This is a genomic window from Halogeometricum pallidum JCM 14848 (genome assembly GCF_000337095.1).
Classification (GTDB): domain Archaea; phylum Halobacteriota; class Halobacteria; order Halobacteriales; family Haloferacaceae; genus Halogeometricum; species Halogeometricum pallidum.
Window position 1 is genome coordinate 1 of the sequence record NZ_AOIV01000009.1, and the last position, 18354, is coordinate 18354.

Annotated in this window: 17 protein-coding genes and 1 pseudogene; 11 read left to right on the forward strand and 7 right to left on the reverse strand. The window is 69.3% G+C overall.

Annotation, left to right across the window (positions count from 1 at the left end; translation table 11 throughout):
- A pseudogene (locus C474_RS21980) lies at positions 1–178 on the reverse strand (NADP-dependent isocitrate dehydrogenase); the annotation flags it as partial.
- A 201-nt stretch (positions 179–379) separates the two neighbouring features.
- Here C474_RS21980 and C474_RS05630 point away from each other — a divergent pair.
- The 3 genes from C474_RS05630 to C474_RS05640 all read left to right on the forward strand — a co-directional run bounded on the left by C474_RS05630 (position 380) and on the right by C474_RS05640 (position 3013).
- Positions 380–1267, forward strand: coding sequence for an isoaspartyl peptidase/L-asparaginase (locus C474_RS05630; protein ID WP_008384802.1), 888 nt, complete (start codon positions 380–382; stop codon positions 1265–1267).
- Positions 1268–1364: 97 nt separating this feature from the next.
- Positions 1365–2300 carry an oxidoreductase gene (locus C474_RS05635; protein WP_008384804.1) on the forward strand — a complete coding sequence of 312 codons (936 nt, stop codon included), beginning with the start codon at positions 1365–1367 and terminating at the stop codon, positions 2298–2300.
- Positions 2301–2377: 77 nt separating this feature from the next.
- The gene (locus C474_RS05640; protein ID WP_008384806.1) at positions 2378–3013 is read left to right on the forward strand and encodes a DsbA family oxidoreductase; all 636 of its coding nucleotides are present in this window, start codon (positions 2378–2380) and stop codon (positions 3011–3013) included.
- A 40-nt stretch (positions 3014–3053) separates the two neighbouring features.
- On the opposite strand, the gene C474_RS05645 is transcribed toward C474_RS05640, so the two are convergent.
- Entirely contained in the window at positions 3054–4001 is a 948-nt protein-coding gene (locus tag C474_RS05645; RefSeq protein ID WP_008384808.1) for a cation diffusion facilitator family transporter, read from the reverse strand.
- Between the two features lie 68 nt (positions 4002–4069).
- Positions 4070–5734 carry an acyl-CoA synthetase gene (locus tag C474_RS05650; RefSeq protein WP_008384810.1) on the reverse strand — a complete coding sequence of 555 codons (1665 nt, stop codon included), beginning with the start codon at positions 5732–5734 and terminating at the stop codon, positions 4070–4072.
- A 130-nt stretch (positions 5735–5864) separates the two neighbouring features.
- On the opposite strand from C474_RS05650, the gene C474_RS05655 reads away from it, so the two are divergent.
- Positions 5865–7739 (forward strand): ABC1 kinase family protein, encoded by a 1875-nt coding sequence (locus C474_RS05655; RefSeq protein WP_008384812.1) that lies wholly within the window; start codon positions 5865–5867, stop codon positions 7737–7739.
- A 14-nt stretch (positions 7740–7753) separates the two neighbouring features.
- Here the strand turns inward: C474_RS05655 and C474_RS05660 are convergent, their stop codons facing one another.
- Complete coding sequence (locus tag C474_RS05660; RefSeq protein WP_008384814.1) at positions 7754–8158, reverse strand: winged helix-turn-helix transcriptional regulator; 405 nt, start codon at positions 8156–8158, stop codon at positions 7754–7756.
- A gap of 109 nt (positions 8159–8267) precedes the next feature.
- Between C474_RS05660 and C474_RS05665 the strand changes: the two genes are divergently transcribed.
- The 3 genes from C474_RS05665 (at position 8268) to C474_RS05675 (ending at position 10627) form a co-directional block, all read left to right on the forward strand.
- Entirely contained in the window at positions 8268–9224 is a 957-nt protein-coding gene (locus C474_RS05665) for a ring-cleaving dioxygenase (RefSeq protein ID WP_008384816.1), read from the forward strand.
- The gene (locus C474_RS05670; RefSeq protein ID WP_008384818.1) at positions 9224–9877 is read left to right on the forward strand and encodes an alpha/beta hydrolase; all 654 of its coding nucleotides are present in this window, start codon (positions 9224–9226) and stop codon (positions 9875–9877) included. The genes C474_RS05665 and C474_RS05670 overlap by 1 nt, the downstream gene beginning before the upstream one ends.
- A gap of 93 nt (positions 9878–9970) precedes the next feature.
- On the forward strand, positions 9971–10627 hold the full coding sequence (locus tag C474_RS05675) for a metallophosphoesterase family protein (RefSeq protein WP_008384819.1): 657 nt from the start codon (positions 9971–9973) through the stop codon (positions 10625–10627).
- A gap of 83 nt (positions 10628–10710) precedes the next feature.
- On the opposite strand, the gene ppk1 is transcribed toward C474_RS05675, so the two are convergent.
- Both ppk1 and C474_RS05685 read right to left on the reverse strand, forming a co-directional pair.
- The gene (ppk1, locus tag C474_RS05680; protein ID WP_083861954.1) at positions 10711–12954 is read right to left on the reverse strand and encodes a polyphosphate kinase 1; all 2244 of its coding nucleotides are present in this window, start codon (positions 12952–12954) and stop codon (positions 10711–10713) included.
- A 79-nt stretch (positions 12955–13033) separates the two neighbouring features.
- On the reverse strand, positions 13034–13723 hold the full coding sequence (locus C474_RS05685) for a metallophosphoesterase family protein (protein WP_008384821.1): 690 nt from the start codon (positions 13721–13723) through the stop codon (positions 13034–13036).
- A 194-nt stretch (positions 13724–13917) separates the two neighbouring features.
- Here C474_RS05685 and map point away from each other — a divergent pair, with 194 nt between their 5' ends.
- From map to C474_RS05700, 3 genes are all read left to right on the forward strand, one after another.
- On the forward strand, positions 13918–14808 hold the full coding sequence (gene map, locus C474_RS05690; protein WP_008384822.1) for a type II methionyl aminopeptidase: 891 nt from the start codon (positions 13918–13920) through the stop codon (positions 14806–14808).
- 67 nt (positions 14809–14875) lie between these two features.
- Complete coding sequence (locus C474_RS05695; protein ID WP_008384823.1) at positions 14876–15463, forward strand: HIT family protein; 588 nt, start codon at positions 14876–14878, stop codon at positions 15461–15463.
- 128 nt (positions 15464–15591) lie between these two features.
- The gene (locus tag C474_RS05700) at positions 15592–16527 is read left to right on the forward strand and encodes a cation diffusion facilitator family transporter (RefSeq protein ID WP_049916751.1); all 936 of its coding nucleotides are present in this window, start codon (positions 15592–15594) and stop codon (positions 16525–16527) included.
- A 28-nt stretch (positions 16528–16555) separates the two neighbouring features.
- On the opposite strand, the gene C474_RS05705 is transcribed toward C474_RS05700, so the two are convergent.
- Positions 16556–17110: a S26 family signal peptidase gene (locus C474_RS05705; protein ID WP_008384825.1), complete on the reverse strand. Its 555-nt coding sequence runs from the start codon at positions 17108–17110 to the stop codon at positions 16556–16558.
- A gap of 294 nt (positions 17111–17404) precedes the next feature.
- Between C474_RS05705 and C474_RS05710 the strand changes: the two genes are divergently transcribed.
- The gene (locus tag C474_RS05710) at positions 17405–18340 is read left to right on the forward strand and encodes an alpha/beta hydrolase (protein WP_008384826.1); all 936 of its coding nucleotides are present in this window, start codon (positions 17405–17407) and stop codon (positions 18338–18340) included.
- The last annotated feature ends 14 nt before the right edge of the window (positions 18341–18354 follow it).

An 18354-nucleotide genomic window follows, 5' to 3' on the forward strand; every position in this document is an offset into this window, starting at 1 on the left:
TGTGTATAAGAGACAGGTCGAGAACTTTCTGCGCGGCCGGGCCGACGTCCGTCCCGATACCGTCGCCGTGGATAATCGGGATTATCGGGTGCTCCGGAACCGACAGCTCACCGGTCTCCTCGTCGGCGAGCGTGATCTTCTCCCCGTTCTCGGGAACCTCGATCTGATCGTAGCTCATGAACGGTTCCTTGTTCCCTCACCGACCGTAAAGTACTGCCGTTATCGACGAGACGACGGTCCCGGCGGTTCCGTCCGAGGCGCCGCTCTCTCGCGGTTTCTCTCCGTTTCAACCGCTCCGGCGGCGCCTCGAGACGCCCCCTCCGACGCCGCCGCTCCGCGAGTCGGTGCCGTTTTCTCACCCCCCGCCGTCGCCCGTTTCATGCGAGTTATCGTCCACGGCGGGGCCGGCGGCGTCCCCGAGGAACCGGAGCCGAGACAGCAGACGCTCGACGAAGCGGCCGCGACGGGCGCGTCCCGCGAGACGCCCGTCGACGCCGTCGAGGCGGCCGTCCGCGCCCTCGAATCGGACCCGGCGTTCAACGCCGGCGTCGGCGGGGCCGTCCAGTCCGACGGCCGCGTCCGCACCGACGCGGGTCTGATGACGAGCGACTTCGAGGCGGGCGCGGCGGCGGGCATGGACGGCGTCGAACACGCCGTCTCCGTCGCCCGGGCGGTGATGGCGGAGACGCCGCACGTCCTCGTCGCGGGCCGACCCGCCGTCGACGTCGCGGAGGATTTCGGTATCGAGACGGGCGTCGACCTGTTCACGGCCGAGACGCGGCGACGGTGGGAGGAGGCGGACCCACCCGAGGGGTCGCCGCGGGACCACCTCGCGTGGCTCGAATCGAAGTTCGGGGAATCGAGTGCGACGGCGTCGAACGACGCCGACCTCTCGGACCACGACACCGTCGGCGCCGTCGCCTCCGACGGCCGCGAGTTCGCCGCCGCCACCTCCACCGGAGGACGGTGGTTCGCGCTCGCCGGCCGCGTCGGCGACGTGCCGCAGATAGGCTCGGGATTTTACGCCGCGCCCGCCGGCGCCGCCTCCGCGACGGGCGCGGGCGAGGACATCGCCAAGGCGACGCTCACCCGGCGCGCCGTCCGGCACGTCGAGTCCGGCGAGGACGCGCAGACGGCCGCGGAGTTGGCCGTCGGCGAGTTCGAGGAACTCACCGGTTCGGAGGCGGGCGTCATCGTCCTCGACGAGGAAGGCGTCGGCAGCGCGTTCAACACCGAGGGGATGCAGACGGCCGTCGTCGAGCAGTAGGCGGCGCCGCCGTCGAGCGATAGACGGCGCCGGCGGTAACCCCTCGGCGCTTCCGCGAGCCGCGGACTTTACCGTCGCCGTCACCTACCTCGCGCACATGACATCTAACTGGACTGTCGAGGATGCGCCCGACCAGTCGGGCCGGACGGCGGTCGTGACCGGCGCGAACAGCGGTCTCGGGTACGAGGCGACGCGGATGCTCGCCGAGAGGGGCGCGCACGTCGTGATGGCGGTCAGGAGTCCCGAACGCGGCCGCGAGGCCGCCAAGGACGTGCTCGAAGCGGTCCCCGACGCCGACCTCACGCTGGCGAAGTTGGACCTCGCGGACCTGGAGTCGGTCCGCCGGTTCGCCGAGTGGTTCGAGGGGGAGTTCGACGAACTCCACGCCCTCGCCAACAACGCGGGCGTGATGGCGATTCCGCGCCGCGAGACCGAACAGGGCTTCGAGATGCAGTTCGGCGTCAACCACCTCGGCCACTTCGCCCTGACGGGCCATCTCCTCGACGTCCTCCGCGAGACGGACGGGGAGACGCGCGTCGTCACGCAGTCCAGCGGCGTCCACGAGAGCGGCGAGATGGACTTCTCGGACCTGATGGGCGAGGACTCCTACGACAAGTGGGGCGCCTACGGGCAGAGCAAACTGGCGAACCTGCTGTTCGCCTACGAACTCCAGCGACGACTCGAACGCGCCGGCGAGGACGACGTCGTCAGCGTGGGCTGTCACCCGGGCTACGCCGCGACGAACCTCCAGCGACGCGGCCCGGAGATGGCGGGGTCGTACCTCCGGCTCCTGGGGATGAGCCTCGCCAACCGCGCCCTCGCACAGAGCGCCGAGATGGGGGCGCTCCCCCTCGTCTACGCCGCCACCGCCGAGGGCGTCGACGGCGGCGAGTACGTCGGCCCGACGGGCTTCCGGAACATGCGCGGTTACCCCGGCGAGAACGAGTCGAGCGCCGACTCCCACGACGAGGCGGACGCCCACCGCCTGTGGGAACTGTCCGAGAAGCTGACGAGCGTCGCGTACGGTATCTGAGGCGACCGAGAACCGGTCTAGCGGCGAGTCGCGCCCCGGGCGCTCCCTTTTACCCGCGCGACGCCGTACCCCGAGGTATGAGTGACGCCGAATCCGCGGGTCGGATAACGGTCTACTCGGACTACGTCTGCCCGTTCTGTTATCTCGGTCGCGAGTCGCTTCGACAGTACCAGAAGACGCGCGAGGACGAGTTGGAGATAGACTGGCACCCGTTCGACCTCCGTTCGGGGAAGCGCAACGCCGACGGCACCATCGACCACTCCGTCGACGACGGCAAGGACGACGACTACTACGAGCAGGCCAAAGAAAACGTCCGCCGCCTGCAGGAGCAGTACGACGTGGAGATGGACCTCAGTATCGCCACGGACGTCGACTCGCTGCCCGCGCAGGTGGCCTCCTACTACGTGAAAGAGCACTACGACTACGAGACGTGGCTGGCGTTCGACGTGGCGATATTCGACGCGCTCTGGACGGACGGCGAGGATATCGGCGAGACGGACCTGCTGGTCGAACTCGGCGAGGACGCGGGCGTCGATGGCGAGGAGATACGCTCGGCGCTGGACGACGACAGCCTTCGAGAGGAGGTCCGCGCGAAGTTCACCGAAGCGCAGCAGCAGGGAATCACGGGCGTGCCGACGTTCGCGTACGACGGCTACGGCGCGCGCGGCGCGGTGCCGCCGGAACAGTTGGAACGGCTGGTCGAGGGAGCCTGAATCCGAACCGGGGCGGTGCGCGTCCGGACGGATCGCTCGGCTACGTCTGCGGTTCGAGGTAGGCCTTCCGAATCTGCGGCTCCGCGGCCGTGAGCTGTCTTTTGATCTCGCTGATGCGGGCGTCGATGCCGTCGGCACCGAGGGTCGAATCGAAGGCCACGTCGGCGGTGACGACGATCTCCTCGGGGCCGAAGTAGACCGTCCGGAAGTCGACGAGTCGCTCGACGCCCTCCGCGTCGGTCACGATGTCGCGCAGGCGCTGTTCCGCGTCGGCCGGGAGACTCTCGCCGAGCAGTAGCCGCTTGTTCTGCCACGCCAACGCGACGGCGAATCCCATCAGGAGCAGTCCGATGAGCAACGCGGCGATGCCGTCGTACATCGCGTTCCCGGTTTTCTCGGTCAGGTAGATGCCAACGATACCGATAGTCGCCCCCGCGAGGGCGATGGAGTCCTCGGTCAGCGCAGTCAGCGTCGTCACGTCGCTGGTCTTCCGGAACGCCTCGCGGAGCCCGCTCCAGTTGTGCTCGTCTATCTGCACTTTGATGCCGTCGTACGCCTTCTTGAGCGCCCACGACTCGAAGGCGATGGCGAACAGTAGCACGGCGTAGCTGATCTGCGCCCCGGACAGCGTCAGCTCTATCACCGGAATCGTGGCGTTGGTGACGTGGAAGCTGCCACCGCCGACGAGGGTCTCATAGCCCTTCCGGGCGCTCTCGATGCCCGCGACGCCGAACAGCAACACCGACACGAGGAACGCATAGAAGAACTGCGCCTTCCCGTAGCCGAACGGGTGGTCGCGGTCGGCCCGCCGCTTCGAGTAGCGAAGGCCGAACAGGAGGAATATCTGGTTGCCCGTGTCCGATACCGACTGGTACGTCTCCGACAGCATCGCCGCGCTCCCGGTGAGGAGGAATCCGACGAACTTCATGACGGCGATAGAGCCGTTGGCGATGAGGGAGGCGACGACGACCGACTTACTCTCTGCCATTACTGATTGCTGCTGGCGTTGGAGTAAAGGGCTGCTGGCAGTCGCCGACCCACGTTCGGCCCGTCCCGCTACTCCCCCACCTCGTCGCGGAGTTCGGTGCGACGTATCTTCCCCGTGACCGTCTTCGGCAGTTCGTCGCGGAACGCTATCTCCCGCGGGTACTCGTGCGCCGAGAGCTCCGTCTTCACGCGGTTCTTGATGTCTTCTTTCAGCTCCTCGGACGGCTCGGCTCCCTCGCTCAACACGACGTACGCCTTGACGATGTTCCCCCGTTCGGGGTGCGGTTTGGGGACGACGGCCGCCTCCGCGACGGCCTCGTGTTCGCCGAGGGCGCTCTCGACCTCGAACGGACCGATGCGGTAGCCCGACGAGAGGATGACGTCGTCGCCGCGCCCCTCGAACCAGATGTAGCCGTCCTCGTCTTTGTACGCGAGGTCCCCCGAGAGATACCACTCGCCGTCGGGGCCGTCGACGAAGCACTCGGCGGTCTGCTCGGGCTTGTTCCAGTAGCCGGCGAAAAAGCAGGGGAAATCACCCCGTTCGGCTATCTCGCCGGTCTCGCCCGGGTCGAGCACCTCGCCGGTTTCCGGGTCGACGACGTCGGCCTCGACGCCGGGGAGCGGCTTCCCCATCGACCCCGGTCGAAGCTCCATCGTCGGGTAGTTGTTGATTATCATGTTGCCCGTCTCCGTCTGGCCGTACGTGTCGAGGATGGTGACGTCGAGCGTTTCCCTGCCCCACTCGACGACGCCCGCGCTGAGCGGTTCGCCGATGGAGAGGGCGTGCCGCAGGTTGAGGTCGACGTCTTCCAGAAGTTCGTCCTGCTCGCGGAGCATCCGGTAGGCGGTCGGAACCGAGAACAGCACCGTGACTGGGTGTTCGTCGAGCAGTTCGGCCCACCGCTCGGGGTCGAACTCGCCCTCGTAGGCGAACAGCGAGGTGCCCCAGAACCACGCGCCCAGCGTGTTGATGGCGCCGGTCAGCCACCCTAAGTCGCCGGTGCTCCAGTAGAGGTCGTCGGACTGTAAGTCGACGGCGTACTTCTGGGTCGCCGCGACGCCGGCTATCCAGCGCTGCTTGTGGAGGACGCCCTTCGCCAGACCGGTCGTCCCCGAGGTGTAGTAGAGAAGGGCGTCGTCCTCGCCGCCGGTCTCGGCGGCGTCGTACGTCTCGCTCGCGTCGTCGAGGGCGGCCCGGAAGTCAACGTCGCCGTCGGGTACCCCGCCGCCTCGGTCGACGGTGATAACCTGTTCGACCGACGGGGCGTCCGCCACCGCGCCGGCGACGGTGTCGCGGTTGTCGCTCGTGGTCACGACGGCCGTCGCCTCGCAGTCGTCGAGGCGGTAGGAGATACCGTCGGGGCCGAACCGCTCGTTCACGCTCCCCCAAACGGCCCCGCGTTTGAGCGTCCCTACCAGTGCGACGTAGTGCTCCGGGATGCGAGGCATGTACGAGAAGACGCGGTCGCCCCGTCCGACGCCCGCTGCTTCGAGCGCGTTCGCGAATCGGTTCGACCGCTCGGTCAACTCCGCGAACGTCGTCTCGGTGTGCTCGCCGTCCCTGTCGACGTGGGAGAGCGCCACCCTGTCGCCGCCGGTCGCGTGCCGGTCGGCCACCTCGTGTCCGACGTTCAGTCGCTCGGGTGCGTCCCAGTCGGCCTCGTCGTAGATGTCGTCCCACGAGAACGACTCGCGCGCCGCCTCGTAGTCGTGCAGATTGTGACGCTGCGCCATGTGCGCATTCGACTCGACCGTCCCTCATAATCTTCTCTGATGATTTGGAGACTGTGCGTTCGTGAATAATCCCCCCGGGGGGCGGGCGACTCCCTTTTTGCCCTCGCGGTCCCGAGTGGGCGTAACTCGAATGTCCGCCTCCGCTCCGGACGACCCGGCCGACTCCCCTCCGAGCGACGGCCCAGGCGACGCGAGAGCGTCCCGTTCGGCACTCGACGCCGTTCCCGACTCCGACTCCGGTCCCGACCCGGACCGCCCCTCCGGTGTCCGCGTGGCGCTCCACTCGCTGTGGCGACTGCTCGTCGTCGTCCGCACCTTCCTCCCCCTGTTCGTCGCCATCGCCCGGGACAGGCGGCGCTTCCTCCTGTTCGGCCGGTCGCGCCGGACCGACGCGGCGACGCGGACGCGCCGGGCGACCGACCTCCGCGACAGTCTCGTCTCCCTCGGGCCGACGTTCGTCAAACTCGGGCAGGTGCTCTCCACGCGCCCGGACGCCCTGCCGGCCGAGTACGTCGAGGTGCTCTCCACCCTGCAGGACGAGGTGCCGCCGGACGACTGGGAGACGGTCCGCCCGCGAATCGAGGAGGAACTCGGTCCCGTCGAGGCGACGTTCGACGAGTTCGACCCCGACCCCATCAGCGGCGCGAGTCTCGGGCAGGTGTACACCGCCGTCGCCGACGGCGAACGCGTCGCCGTCAAGGTGTTGCGCCCGGGCATCCGCCGCGTTGTGGAGGCGGACCTGCGCGTCGTCGAGCGGTTGGTCCCGGTGCTCGTCCGCTTCGCACACCCCGGTCAGCGCTTCACCTTCGAGAACCTCGCCGGGGAGTTCGCCGACACCATCCACGAGGAGATGGATTACGCGCACGAGGCGGCGATGCTCCGCCGGATTCGGCGGAACTTCGAGGACGACCCGAAGATTCGGGTCCCGGTCGCACACGAGGGATTCTCCACGCGGAACGTGCTCACGATGGAGTACGTCGAGGGGGTGAAGATAGACCGCGTGCGGGAACTCGAACGGATGGGCGTCGACCGCGAGGCGGTCGCGCGGCGCCTCGAACGCGCGTACATCGAGATGATGCTCGAACACGGCCTGTTCCACGCCGACCCCCACCCCGGAAACCTCGCGGTTCGGTCCGACGGCACCCTCGTCTTCTACGACTTCGGGATGACCGGCCGCATCGACTCGGCGACGCGCGAACACATGTACGAGTTCTACGTCGGCGTCGCCACCGACGACATCGACCGGGTGATAGACGCGTTCGTGGCGATGGGGGCGCTGGACCCGGCGGCCGACCGGGCGCTGATGCGCGAGGCGTTCTCCGTCGCCATCGATAGACTCGGCGGCGGCGACGTCGACCGGTACCGCGTCCGGCAGTTGGTCTCGGAGTTCCAGGCGACGCTGTACGATTTCCCCCTCCGCCTGCCGCAGGACCTCGCCCTCGTCGTCCGCGTCTCGACGGTGCTCGAGGGCGTCTGCCGGACGCTCGCCCCCGAGTTCGATTTCATCGAAGAGGTGACCGAGTACGTCGACGAACGCGGGGTGGACGGCGGCGACGAGGAGGACTCCTCGGTGAGAGAGCGCGTCGCCCGCGAGTACGCCGAGGACGCGGCCGACCAGTTCCGCGCGGCGACGCGGACGCTCCTGACGGTGCCGCCGAAACTGAGCCGCGTGCTCGGATTGGTCGAACGGGAGAACGTGCAGGTGAACGTCGTCCTCGCGGGGTCGGAGGCGTTCGAGTCGTTCGCGAAGAAGGTCGTCGCCGGCGTCCTCCTCGCGGGCAACCTCCTCGCCGTCTCCCTCCTGTTCGCCCTCGAAAACGGGGTGACCGCCGGCGTCGCCGCCCTCGGCGTGCCGCCCCTGCTGGTGCTCTGCTACGCGGCGTTCCGGCGCGAACGCGGCGTCCGCGTCCGGGGGAACCCGCAGTTCACGAGACAGGGGATGCGCGCCCGGCGCGACGAAAGCGGGGGCGGAAGCCCGAGCGCCCCGGGCGAAAACGGAGACTGAACGGGGTGAGCGGTCTACTCGGCGCCCGCGGCGGCCGTTCCAGTCGGCTCCTCGTCCTCCTCGACCGCGGCGGGGTCCTCGCCCGCCGGCGGCGAGGCCAACCACTCGTCGGCCCAGTCGCTTATCTCGTCGAAGACGGGGCAGAGCGACCGACCCTTCGAGGTGAGCGAGTAGTACGTCGCCACCGGGGCGTCCTCCTCCAGTCGCCGGGAGACGAACCCGAGTTCCTGCAGGTCGTCGAGGACGCGCGACAACGTCCGCGAACTCGACCCGGTGGAGCGCTTCAGTTCGTTGAACCGCTTCTCGCCGTCCTGTAGGTCGTGCAGGACGATGAGCCGCCACTGCGAGCCGATCTGTTGAATCGAGTCGATGACGCCGCACGCTTCCTCGCTGTATATCTCTTCGTCTTCCGGGGGCATCGATGTCACCTGGTAGCTCGTACGTCCGGGAACGTACATATGGTTTCGGTTCCGTACTAAGTAACAGAGTGAAACTGGCGACGGGCCAGCGTGCGACACCACGAATACCATGAACACCACAGGCATCCACCACGTCACGGCCGTCGCGGGCGACCCAGCCGAGAACGTGCGGTTCTACGCCGACGTGCTCGGCCTCCGACTCGTCAAGCGCACCGTGAACTTCGACGACACGCGCACCTACCACCTCTACTTCGGCGACGGGACGGGGTCGCCCGGCACCGCGATGACGTTCTTCCCGTTCGGCGAGGGCCGACCCGGGCGCCCCGGCCGCGGGCAGGCCGTCGCCACGGCGTTCGTCGTCCCCGAGGGAAGCCTCGACTACTGGCGCGACAGGCTCGAATCGCACGACGTGACCGTCGGCGAGGAGACAGAGCGGTTCGGCGCGGGCGTCCTCCCCTTCGAGGACCGGGACGGCCAACCGCTCGAACTGGTCGAGGGCGAGACGGACGTGGAACCGTGGGCTGACGGGCCCGTCCCCGAGGCGCGCGCCGTCCGCGGCTTCCACGGCGTCACGCTCCAGTCGGCGGACCCCGGCGCGACGGGTCGAGTCCTCGAACTCCTCGGGTTCGAGCGAACCGACGAAGCGGGCGAACGCGTCCGGTACGTCGCCGACGGCGACCGAGCGACGGTCGTCGACCTCCTGACGCGCGAGTCGCCGCGGGGACGACCCGGCGTCGGCACCGTCCACCACGTCGCCTTCCGCGCGCCCGACGCGGAGACGCAGGCGGAGTGGCGCGAGCGACTGTCCGAGGCGGGCCAGAACGTCACGCCGCGGAAGGACAGACAGTACTTCCAGTCCATCTACTTCCGCGAACCCGGCGGCGTCCTCTTCGAGGTGGCGACGGACGGCCCCGGGTTCACCGCCGACGAGTCCGTCGAGTCGCTCGGGTCGGAACTGAAACTCCCGTCGTGGCTCGAGGCGGACCGCGAGGAGATAACGGCGCATCTGCCCCCACTCGACGGCGCCGCCGAGGCCGAAGTCGGGGCTAGTGAGGTGTCCGACTGATGGCCGCGAGCGACGACCCCCACGCGGACCAGCCGATACTGACCGCCGGCGCGGACCCGGAGGCGGCGAGCGTCGCCGTCGTCCTCGTCCACGGTCGCGGCGCGACGGCGCGCGGGATGCTCCAACTCGCCGACGAGTTCGACCGCGGGGGCGTCCACTACGTCGCCCCGCAGGCGCAGCGAGGGACGTGGTACCCCAACTCGTTCATGGCCCCCGCGGAGTCGAACGACCCGCACTACGACTCGGCGGTGGCGCACGTCGACCGCGCGGTCGCGCAGGCGCGCGAGACGACGGGGCTCCCGGACGAGAAACTCGCGTTCGTCGGCTTCTCGCAGGGGGCGTGTCTGCTCTCCTCCTACGTGGCGACCCACCCGGCGCGCTACGGCGGCCTCGTCCTCCTCTCGGGCGGGTTCGTCGGCCCCGAGGGGACCGACTTCCGCTTCGAGGGCTCGCTCGACGGGACGCCGGTCATGCTCGGCGTGAGCGACGACGACCCGCACATCCCGCTCTCGCGCGCCGAGGAGACGGTCGCGGAACTCGAACGGATGGGCGCGGACGTGCGCTTCGACGTGTACGAGGGCAGCGAACACCGCGTCTTCCCCGAGGAGGTCGAGTACGCGCGGGACCTGCTCGACTCGCTCTCGGAGGCGTAGTCGGGGGCGACCGGCCCGCGACTCGACCGACGCGTCGCCGGGACTGTCTCGGACGCTCACGGCTAAGGCGTCCGAGCCGTTACCCATACGCAAATGCTCGTTCTCGGTGACGCTCACGCCGACGACCCCGCACGCAGAGACGCCCTCCTCGCCGCGTACCGGGAGGTGGACCCCGACGCCGCCCTCCAGGTCGGCGACTTGTTCCACTACGACCTCCCCGCGCCGACGTGGTTCGTCGCGGGTAACAACGAGGATTTCGACGTGATAGACGCCCTCCGCCGCGGCGATGCGGCGCTGACGGACGCCGGGCGGCCGCACCTCCTGGCCAGCACCGCCGCCGACGTCGAGGGCCTCCGGGTGGGCGGCCTCTCGGGCAACTTCGCCCCGACGCAGTACGGCAAGTCGCGCGCGGACCTCGCGGGCGACCGGCGCCGGCACTTCGTCCGCGCGGAGGTCGAACGCGCGGCGTCGCTGACCGACGTGGACGTCTTCCTCGCGCACCAACCGCCGCGGGGCCTCCTCCGCGTCGCCGGCGGCCGCGACCCCGGCGTCGGGGCCGTCGACAAGATACTGCGGGCGGTCGAACCGGACCTCCTCCTCGTCGGTCACAACCACCGCCACGCCGAGGCGACCATCGAGGGCGTCCGCGTCGTCAGCCTCGCGCCGACGTGGGAGGCGTACTACACCCTCGACCCCGCGACGCTCGAACTCGAACGGCACGCCGTCGAGAGGGACGCGACGGAACCGTAGCGGGTCGACGGACGCGCGGACGGGGGTCCGAATCTGCGTGTCCGCACCGCTGCTCCGCGCGCGTTCGGCGCGCCGTATCGAGGTTACTGGCGACTGCTCTCGCCGTCGAGGAGCGATTCGCGCGTCGCGTCGCCGCGCGCCAGCGACATCAGGGCGTCGTGAGCGACGAACTCGTCCTCGCCGTCGGCGGGTCGGCGCCGCTCGTACCCGCCCGCCGAGTCCATCACCCAGCGCTTGCGGTTGTCGGCAGAGAGGACTCGCAGGACGGCGTCGAGTTCCCGCCTGAGTTCCGGGTCCTCGACGGGCGCGACGGCCTCGACCCGACGGTCGAGGTTGCGCGTCATCCAGTCGGCGGAGCCGACGTAGTAGTCGGACGCTCCCGCGTTGTGAAAGTAGAAGACGCGGGAGTGTTCGAGGAAGCGACCCACGACGCTGGAGACGGAGACGGTCTCCGAGAGGTCTTCGACGCCGGGGCGGAGGCGGCAGACGCCGCGCACGAAGAGGTCGACGTCGACGCCGGCCCGCGACGCCGCGTACAGTTCCCGGACCATCGCCGGGTCCTCCAGCGCGTTCATCTTGGCGACGATTCGGGCTTCGCGGCCCGCGCGGGCGTGGTCGGCCTCGCGGCGCACGAGGCGGACGAAGGCGTCCCGGAGGTTCTCGGGGGCGACGAGGAGTTTCTCGTAGTCGGTGTGCCGGGCGTGCCCGGTGAAGACGTTGAACAGTTTCACCAGGTCGCGGCCGACGGTCCTGTCGGCGGTGAGGAGGCCGAGGTCGGTGTACGTCTTCGCCGTCTCCGAGTGGTAGTTGCCGGTGGCGACGTGCGAGTAGAGGCGGACGGCGTCGGGTTCCTCGCGGACGACGAGCGCCGTCTTCGCGTGCGTCTTCAGTCCCTCGGTGCCGTAGGCGACGTGGACGCCCTCTTCTTCGAGGCGTCTCACCCAGCGGAGGTTGTTCTCCTCGTCGAACCGCGCTTGCAGTTCGACCACCACCGCCACCTGCTTGCCGCGGGCCGCGGCGTCGATGAGCGCCCGGATGACGCCCGAATCGGGCGCGGTGCGGTAGATGGTCGCCTTGATGGCGAGCACGTCCGGGTCGCTCGCGGCCGCCGAGAGGAACGCCTGCACCGTCCCCGCGAACGAGTGGTAGGGGTGATGGACCAGCAGGTCACCCGCCCGAACCTCGGCGAACAGCGAAGCGGGGTCGTCGGAGTCGACGTCGGCCAATCGGGGGTGCGGTCGCGGCGTCCACGCGGGCAGTCGCAGGTCCGGGCGGTCCGCGTCGGCGAGGGCGAAGCAGAACGTCTTGTCGATGGGTCCGGAGCGCTCGTACACCTCGGACTCGGAGACGTCGAGACGTTCGAGCAGCACCTCGCGGACGAACGGGTGCGCGTCGGCGTCGAGTTCGAGGCGGACGACGGTGGCGAAGCGACGCTGCCGGAGCACGTCTTCGATGGTGTCGATGAGACCCTCCGCCACCTCCTCGTTCCGTCCGACCTCCGCGTTGCGCGTCACGCGGAACGGCGAGGCGTCGACCACCTCGACGTTCGGGAACAGCAGGTCGAGGTTCGCACACAGCACGTCCTCGAGGAAGACGAAGCGCCGCGCGTCGCCGGACGCGCCGTCGACGTCCGACCGGTCCGGGTCGGCCCCCTCGCCCGTCACGTCGGCCACGGGGACGAGTCGGGGTCGGTTCGGCGGCACCTTCACGCGAGAGAATCGCAGGTCGCCGTCCGGTGTGTCCCGGGTGAGCACCGCGACGGAGAGACTGAGATTCGAGATGAACGGGAACGACCCCGCGGAGTCGAACGTCAGGGGCGTCAGCGTCGGGAGCACCGACTCCTCGAAGTACGACCGTAGGCCGCGCCGTTCCGCTTCGCGCAGGTCGCCGTGGTCGAGAATCTCGATGCCCGCGTCGGCGAGGGCGGGGCGGACCGCCTCGCCGAAGCATCGGTCCTGCCGTTCGAACAGGTCGGACGCCCGCGACAGCACCGCCGACCACTGCTCTTTCGGCGTGCGGCCGTCGGGCGAGGGTGCGGTCACGCCGGCGTCTATCTGCTGTTTGAGACCGCCGACGCGCTTCATGAAGAACTCGTCCACGTTGCCCGTGAAGATGGCGAGGAACTTCGCTCGCTCCAACAGGGGGTTCCGGTCGTCGAGGGCCTCGTGGAGGACGCGGTGGTGAAAGGAGAGTTCGCCCAGTTCGCGGTTGAGATACCACGCCGGGTCGTCCTCGTCGGCGCCGGCGTCGAACGACGCGGGCGCGTCCGCGGGGGCGACGGGCGGCGTTCGTGCGGGGGCGTCGGCCTCCCCGTCCTCCGAAGTCATCGTGTGTGGGAACTGTTCGCGGAGCGACTTCACCGGTTCGCTTCCGGCGACGACGCCGCCGACGCCTCGACGGACGCGATTACTGCGCGGAGGCGGCGGGTTCGACCCACTTCGATTCGGCTCGCTTCTCGACCGCCTCCTCGGGTTCGACGACCACGAACTCGTCGTTCCGCCAGTCGTAGGCGGTGAGTTCGTTGCCGTAGACGCACCCGGTGTCGAGGCCGACGGCGTACCGGCGGTCGACGGGCGCCGAGAGGGGGGTGTGCCCGAAGAAGACGCGCCGTGGGCCGCGGTAGGCCTCCCACCAGTACGCCTTCTCGCCGTCCGCGTCCTCGAACTTCCGGAACGTCTCCAGTTCTTTGATGGAGTGCTCCGAGAGCGGTTTCTGCGGGTCGACGCCGCCGTGGACGACGAACGCATCCTCCCAGGAGATGGCGACCGGGAGGTTCCGAATCCACTCCATCTGCTCTTCGGTGAGTTCGTCGAGGCGTTTGTCGCCGCGGATGAGTTTCTCCTCGTTGTTGCCGCGGACGGTCAGCATGTTGGGCGCGTTCCGGACGAGGGAGACGACGCCCTCGCTGTCGGGGCCCTTCCGAACCAGGTCGCCGACGAACACGACGAGGTCGTCGTCGGTGACGCCGAGTTCGTCGAGCAACTGCTCTAACTCCTCGTGACAGCCGTGTACGTCGCCGACGACGTAGATCCCCTCCCAGTCGTCCGCGTCGACTCGCCGGTGGGGCACGTCCGCGCCGAACTCGGGTGCACTCATATCTCCCCGTCGGGAGGGGACGCGTGCTTATAAACAGTTGCTCGGATTCCCTCCGCGGCCTGCGTAGTCGCGGCCCCGGAGCGCGGCGGGTCGAACGGACGGTTTGGCGGGGGTTCGTTCCTCCGTCTCGGACGCGTTCGGGGGACGGAAGCGGGGTCCGCAACCTCTTTGGGACGCTCGCGCCAAGCACGGCCATGAGCATCGGACCCCTCGACGAGGAGACGGCCGAGAAGTACCGAGAGGCCGGCAGCGTCCTCAGAGAGGTTCTCGACGAGACGGCCGAGATGGTCGAACCGGGCGCGACGCACCTCGAAGTCGCAGAGCACGCCGAAGAGCGCATCTACGAACTCGCCGACGGCTGTGCGTTCCCCGTCAACATCAGCGTCGACGAGGAGGCGTCGCACGCCTCCCCCGCCCGCGACGACGACACCGAGTTCGGCGAGGAGATGGTCTGTCTGGACTGCGGCGTTCATATCGACGGCTACATCGCCGACGCCGCGGTGACGGTCGACCTCTCGGGCAACGAGGAACTGGTCGAGGCGGCCGAAGAAGCGCTCGACGCCGCCCTCGACGCCGTCGGCCCCGGCGTCCAGACCGGCGAAATCGGCGCGGAGATAGAGGACGTCATCCGCGGCTACGGCTACACGCCGGTGCTGAACCTCTCCGGGCACGGCGTCGAACAGTGGGACGCCCACACGGGTCCGAACATCCCCAACCGCGGGACCGAACGGGGCGTCGAACTCGAAGTCGGCGACGTGGTGGCCATCGAACCGTTCGCGACGACGGGGTCCGGAAAGGTCTCCGAGGGGTCCAAAGAGGAGATTTACAGCCTCGAACGCGACCGGTCGGTCAGGGACCGCTCGGCGCGGCAGGTCTTAGAGCAGGTGAACGAGGAGTACAAGACGCTCCCGTTCGCCTCGCGGTGGATCGACTCGCCGCGTTCGGACATCGCCATCCAGCGGCTGAAACAGCAGGGCGTCCTCCACGGCTACCCCGTCCTGAAGGAGGACGACGGCGAACTCGTGAGCCAGGCCGAACACACCGTCATCGTCACCGAAGACGGCTGCGAGATCATCACCGAGTAGCCGCGCCCGACTTCGAACCGGCCGCCGGTTCCGCCGCCACTAAATCCGACTCGCGCGAGGGCGGCGTATGGACCAGATATTCGCGCCGTGGCGCATCGATTGGGTCGAACGCGACGACGACGATGGCGACGGCGGCGACGACGGCTGTCCGTTCTGCGCGCTTCCCAAGGCGGACGACGACCGCGAGAGCCGCGTCGTCGCGCGGACCGACCACTCGTTCGTCCTGCTGAACAACTACCCGTACAACCCCGGCCACGCGATGGTCATCCCCTACCGCCACACGGGGTCGTGGGGCGATCTGACCGACGCGGAACTCCTCGACCACGCGAAACTGAAGGCGCGGACGCTGGACGCACTCGACGCCGCCCTCGACCCCGACGCGGCCAACGCCGGCGAGAACCTCGGCGGCGGCCCGTCAGGCGGGTCCATCGACGACCACCTCCACACGCACGTCGTGCCCCGGTGGGGCGGCGACACGAACTTCATGCCCGTCATCGGGGACACGAAGGTCATCGTCGAGGCACTCGACGACACGTACGACCGACTCCGGGAGGCGTTCGCCGAGCAGTCGGGGGCCGACGTCGACGGCGAGAACGACGCCGTCTTCGTGGAGTTTGATTCCCCGACGGAGTACGACGACGACCGGAGCGACTGAGCGTCGAGGCGGCGGTCCGCCGAGCGACGGGCCGCGGGACGACCGGACGTCGACCGACTCGAGCCGTCGGACCGCCGGACCGCTCGGCGGTCGGAAACGTCATGCACCTGCCTCCGCAACTCCCGGTGATGAGCGGAGACCGGCGACAAGTCGTCCGACGGGTGGGACTCGTCGTCCTCGTGGTGAACGTCGTGCTGGCCCTCGCCAAGGGCGGCGTCTGGTGGGCGACGGGGAGCATCGCCGTCGGGTCCGAGGCGGTCAACAGCGTGGCCGACACCGCCTACAGCGTCATCGTCCTCGCCGGCCTCTACCTGACGACGCAACCGCCCGACTTCCAGCACCCGCACGGCCACGAGCGCATCGAACCGTTCGTCTCCCTGTTCGTCGCCGTCGGCGTGTTCGCCGCCGGCGCGGGCGTCCTCTGGAACGCCACCACCACCGTCCTGGACGGCACGTACGGCGGCGCGACCGGAGGGCTTCTCAGCGTCGGCGTCCTCGTCGCCTCCGGCGGCGTGAAGTACGGCCTCTATCGCTACTGCCGGCGCGTCGGCGAGACCCATCACTCCCCGGCCATCGTGGCGACGGCGCTGGACAACCGCAACGACATCCTCACGGCCACCGCCGCCCTCGCCGGCGTCGTCGGCGCGAGCGTCGGCGTCCCCGTCCTCGAACCCGTCGCCGCGGGCGTCGTCTCCCTCGGCATCATCTACACCGGCTACGAAATCGTTCGCGACAACGTGAACTACCTGGTCGGCGCGGCCCCCGACGACGAACTGACCGCCGAGATTCTGGGCCGCGCCCTCGAACACCCGCGCGTCGAGGGGGCGCACGACGTGGTCGCCCACTACGTCGGCCCCGAGGTTGACGTGAGCCTCCACATCGAGGTGGAGGGCGACATGACGCTGTTCGAGGCGCACGACATCGAATCGCAGGTGGTGGCAGCCATCCGCGAGATTCCGGAGGTGGACGACGTGTTCGTCCACGTCGACCCGAAGGAACTCGGCGAGTGGAAGGAGGACGAACGGGCGACGCGACTGTTCGAGGGGCGGCCCGGGAAGAAGTAACGCGGCGGACCCGGATTCGAACTCGAACTCAGACCTTCCCCGCGAGGAGGAGGCGAATCCACCCGAGCAACGGCACCCGCACCTGCGCCTTCGCGCGGACCCACTCCGACCGCACCGGCGGCGCGATACCGTTCGCCTGGTCGTACTCGTCGTTGTTGTCGCCTTTGGTGATGTAGCCCGCGTTCGGCGCGGGGCAGTTCGTCAACTCCGTGCAGTCGTCGACGCCGGGGCCCACGAACTCCGGGTTCGCCCTGTCGTACCAGTTCTCCCCCTCCTCGACGTGGAATCGGACCCGGTGGATGATGGGCGAGTCGAGTCCTCGGCGGGCGGGCGGCATGTAGACGACGACGTCGCCGCCCTCGGCGAACCGAGTGTAGCCGTCCGCCCCCGCCCGCGTGACTATGCCGTTCTCGTCGGCGGCGGCGGCGACGTAGCGGTTCACGTCCGAGACGACGACCATGTCGCCGGTGTCGATGTGCGGTTCCATGCTCGCGCTCTCGACGGCGACCATCGGCGGCCAGATGCCCGTGAGGGCGAACAGCAGGGCGCCGACGAGGACGACGGCGCCGAGCGTCTGGAGCACGTCGCGGACGTACCGCGAAGGGCGAGGGCGGGGGCTAGGCCGGGAGCGGGCGCCGGGAGGGGGGCCGGATTCGGAGTCGAAGTTGCGGTCCGAATCGGGGCCGGAGTCGTCGGCCATCGACCGAACGTGGGCGAACGACGAGCAAAAGCGCGGCGGTTCCGCGGATTCCCCGTCGGATGGCGACCGCCCTCCGAGATTTGCTCGCGTCCCGGCAGCGAGGTTGTACCGGATATACAGTCCGGACAGCGGGTGGCGGTCCACCGGTCTTTTGTGACAACGGCGCGAACGGATCCCGTGCACGCAGACGAGATTCACCCGCAGGCGAGAGAGGCGATGGCGGCGCAGTCCGACCTCTCTCGGCTCAGGCGTCTCGGCCCGAAACCGCTGCGGTTGCTGGCGCGGGCGGCGAACTGGTGGCAGAACCGGGACCCGCCCGCCGTGGGCGGCGTCGAGGACCGGACGATACCCGGCCCGGCGGGGAAGATTCCGGTCCGCGTCTACCGTCCGCGCGGCGACGGCCCGTCCCCGACGGTGGTGTTCTTCCACGGCGGCGGCTTCGTCCTCGGCAGTCTGGGAAGCCACGACATCCTCTGTCGGCGACTGGTTCGAGAGAGCGACTGCGCCGTGGTGTCCGTCGACTACCGCCTCGCGCCCGAGCACCCGTTCCCCGCCGCCGTCGAGGACGCCTACGCGGCGACCGAGTGGGCGGCCGAGAACCCCGACTTCCTCGGCTCCGACCGCGGGTTAGCGGTCGTCGGCGACAGCGCCGGGGGGACGCTGGCGGCCGTCGTCTCGTTGATGGCCGCCGACCGGGGCGGTCCGGATATCGACCACCAGGCGCTCGTCTACCCCGCCGTGGGCGCCGACGAACGACACGAATCCGTCGAGCGACACGCCGGGACCGTGCTGTCGAAGGCGGACCTGACGTGGTTCCGCGACTGTTACTTCGAGAGCGACATCGACGAGCGGAATCCGTACGCCGACCCGATGCACGCCCGCGACTGCTCGGGCGTCGCGCCGGCGACGGTGGTCACCGCCGGCTTCGACCCGTTGCGCGACGGCGGGACGGCCTACGCCGAGCGACTGGTGAGCGAGGGCGTCCCCGTCCGTTATGAGAACTACGAGGACATGGTCCACGGATTCGCCACGATGTACGAGGTGGACCGCTCGCGCGAACTCGTCGCGGACCTGGCCGCCGACCTGCGCGGGGCGTTCGCACCGAGAGAGTAAGTCGGCGTCTCCGA

What these genes read in the sequence shown, in the direction of transcription:
- C474_RS05655 (WP_008384812.1), top strand. Translation starts at nt 5,865, where the DNA reads ATGTCCGCCTCCGCTCCGGACGACCCGGCCGACTCCCCTCCGAGCGAC.
- C474_RS05635 (WP_008384804.1), top strand. Translation starts at nt 1,365, where the DNA reads ATGACATCTAACTGGACTGTCGAGGATGCGCCCGACCAGTCGGGCCGG.
- C474_RS05675 (WP_008384819.1), top strand. Translation starts at nt 9,971, where the DNA reads ATGCTCGTTCTCGGTGACGCTCACGCCGACGACCCCGCACGCAGAGAC.
- ppk1 (WP_083861954.1), bottom strand. Translation starts at nt 12,954, where the DNA reads ATGACTTCGGAGGACGGGGAGGCCGACGCCCCCGCACGAACGCCGCCC.
- C474_RS05630 (WP_008384802.1), top strand. Translation starts at nt 380, where the DNA reads ATGCGAGTTATCGTCCACGGCGGGGCCGGCGGCGTCCCCGAGGAACCG.
- C474_RS05670 (WP_008384818.1), top strand. Translation starts at nt 9,224, where the DNA reads ATGGCCGCGAGCGACGACCCCCACGCGGACCAGCCGATACTGACCGCC.
- C474_RS05660 (WP_008384814.1), bottom strand. Translation starts at nt 8,158, where the DNA reads ATGCCCCCGGAAGACGAAGAGATATACAGCGAGGAAGCGTGCGGCGTC.
- C474_RS05700 (WP_049916751.1), top strand. Translation starts at nt 15,592, where the DNA reads ATGAGCGGAGACCGGCGACAAGTCGTCCGACGGGTGGGACTCGTCGTC.
- C474_RS05640 (WP_008384806.1), top strand. Translation starts at nt 2,378, where the DNA reads ATGAGTGACGCCGAATCCGCGGGTCGGATAACGGTCTACTCGGACTAC.
- C474_RS05685 (WP_008384821.1), bottom strand. Translation starts at nt 13,723, where the DNA reads ATGAGTGCACCCGAGTTCGGCGCGGACGTGCCCCACCGGCGAGTCGAC.
- C474_RS05645 (WP_008384808.1), bottom strand. Translation starts at nt 4,001, where the DNA reads ATGGCAGAGAGTAAGTCGGTCGTCGTCGCCTCCCTCATCGCCAACGGC.
- C474_RS05650 (WP_008384810.1), bottom strand. Translation starts at nt 5,734, where the DNA reads ATGGCGCAGCGTCACAATCTGCACGACTACGAGGCGGCGCGCGAGTCG.
- map (WP_008384822.1), top strand. Translation starts at nt 13,918, where the DNA reads ATGAGCATCGGACCCCTCGACGAGGAGACGGCCGAGAAGTACCGAGAG.
- C474_RS05665 (WP_008384816.1), top strand. Translation starts at nt 8,268, where the DNA reads ATGAACACCACAGGCATCCACCACGTCACGGCCGTCGCGGGCGACCCA.
- C474_RS05695 (WP_008384823.1), top strand. Translation starts at nt 14,876, where the DNA reads ATGGACCAGATATTCGCGCCGTGGCGCATCGATTGGGTCGAACGCGAC.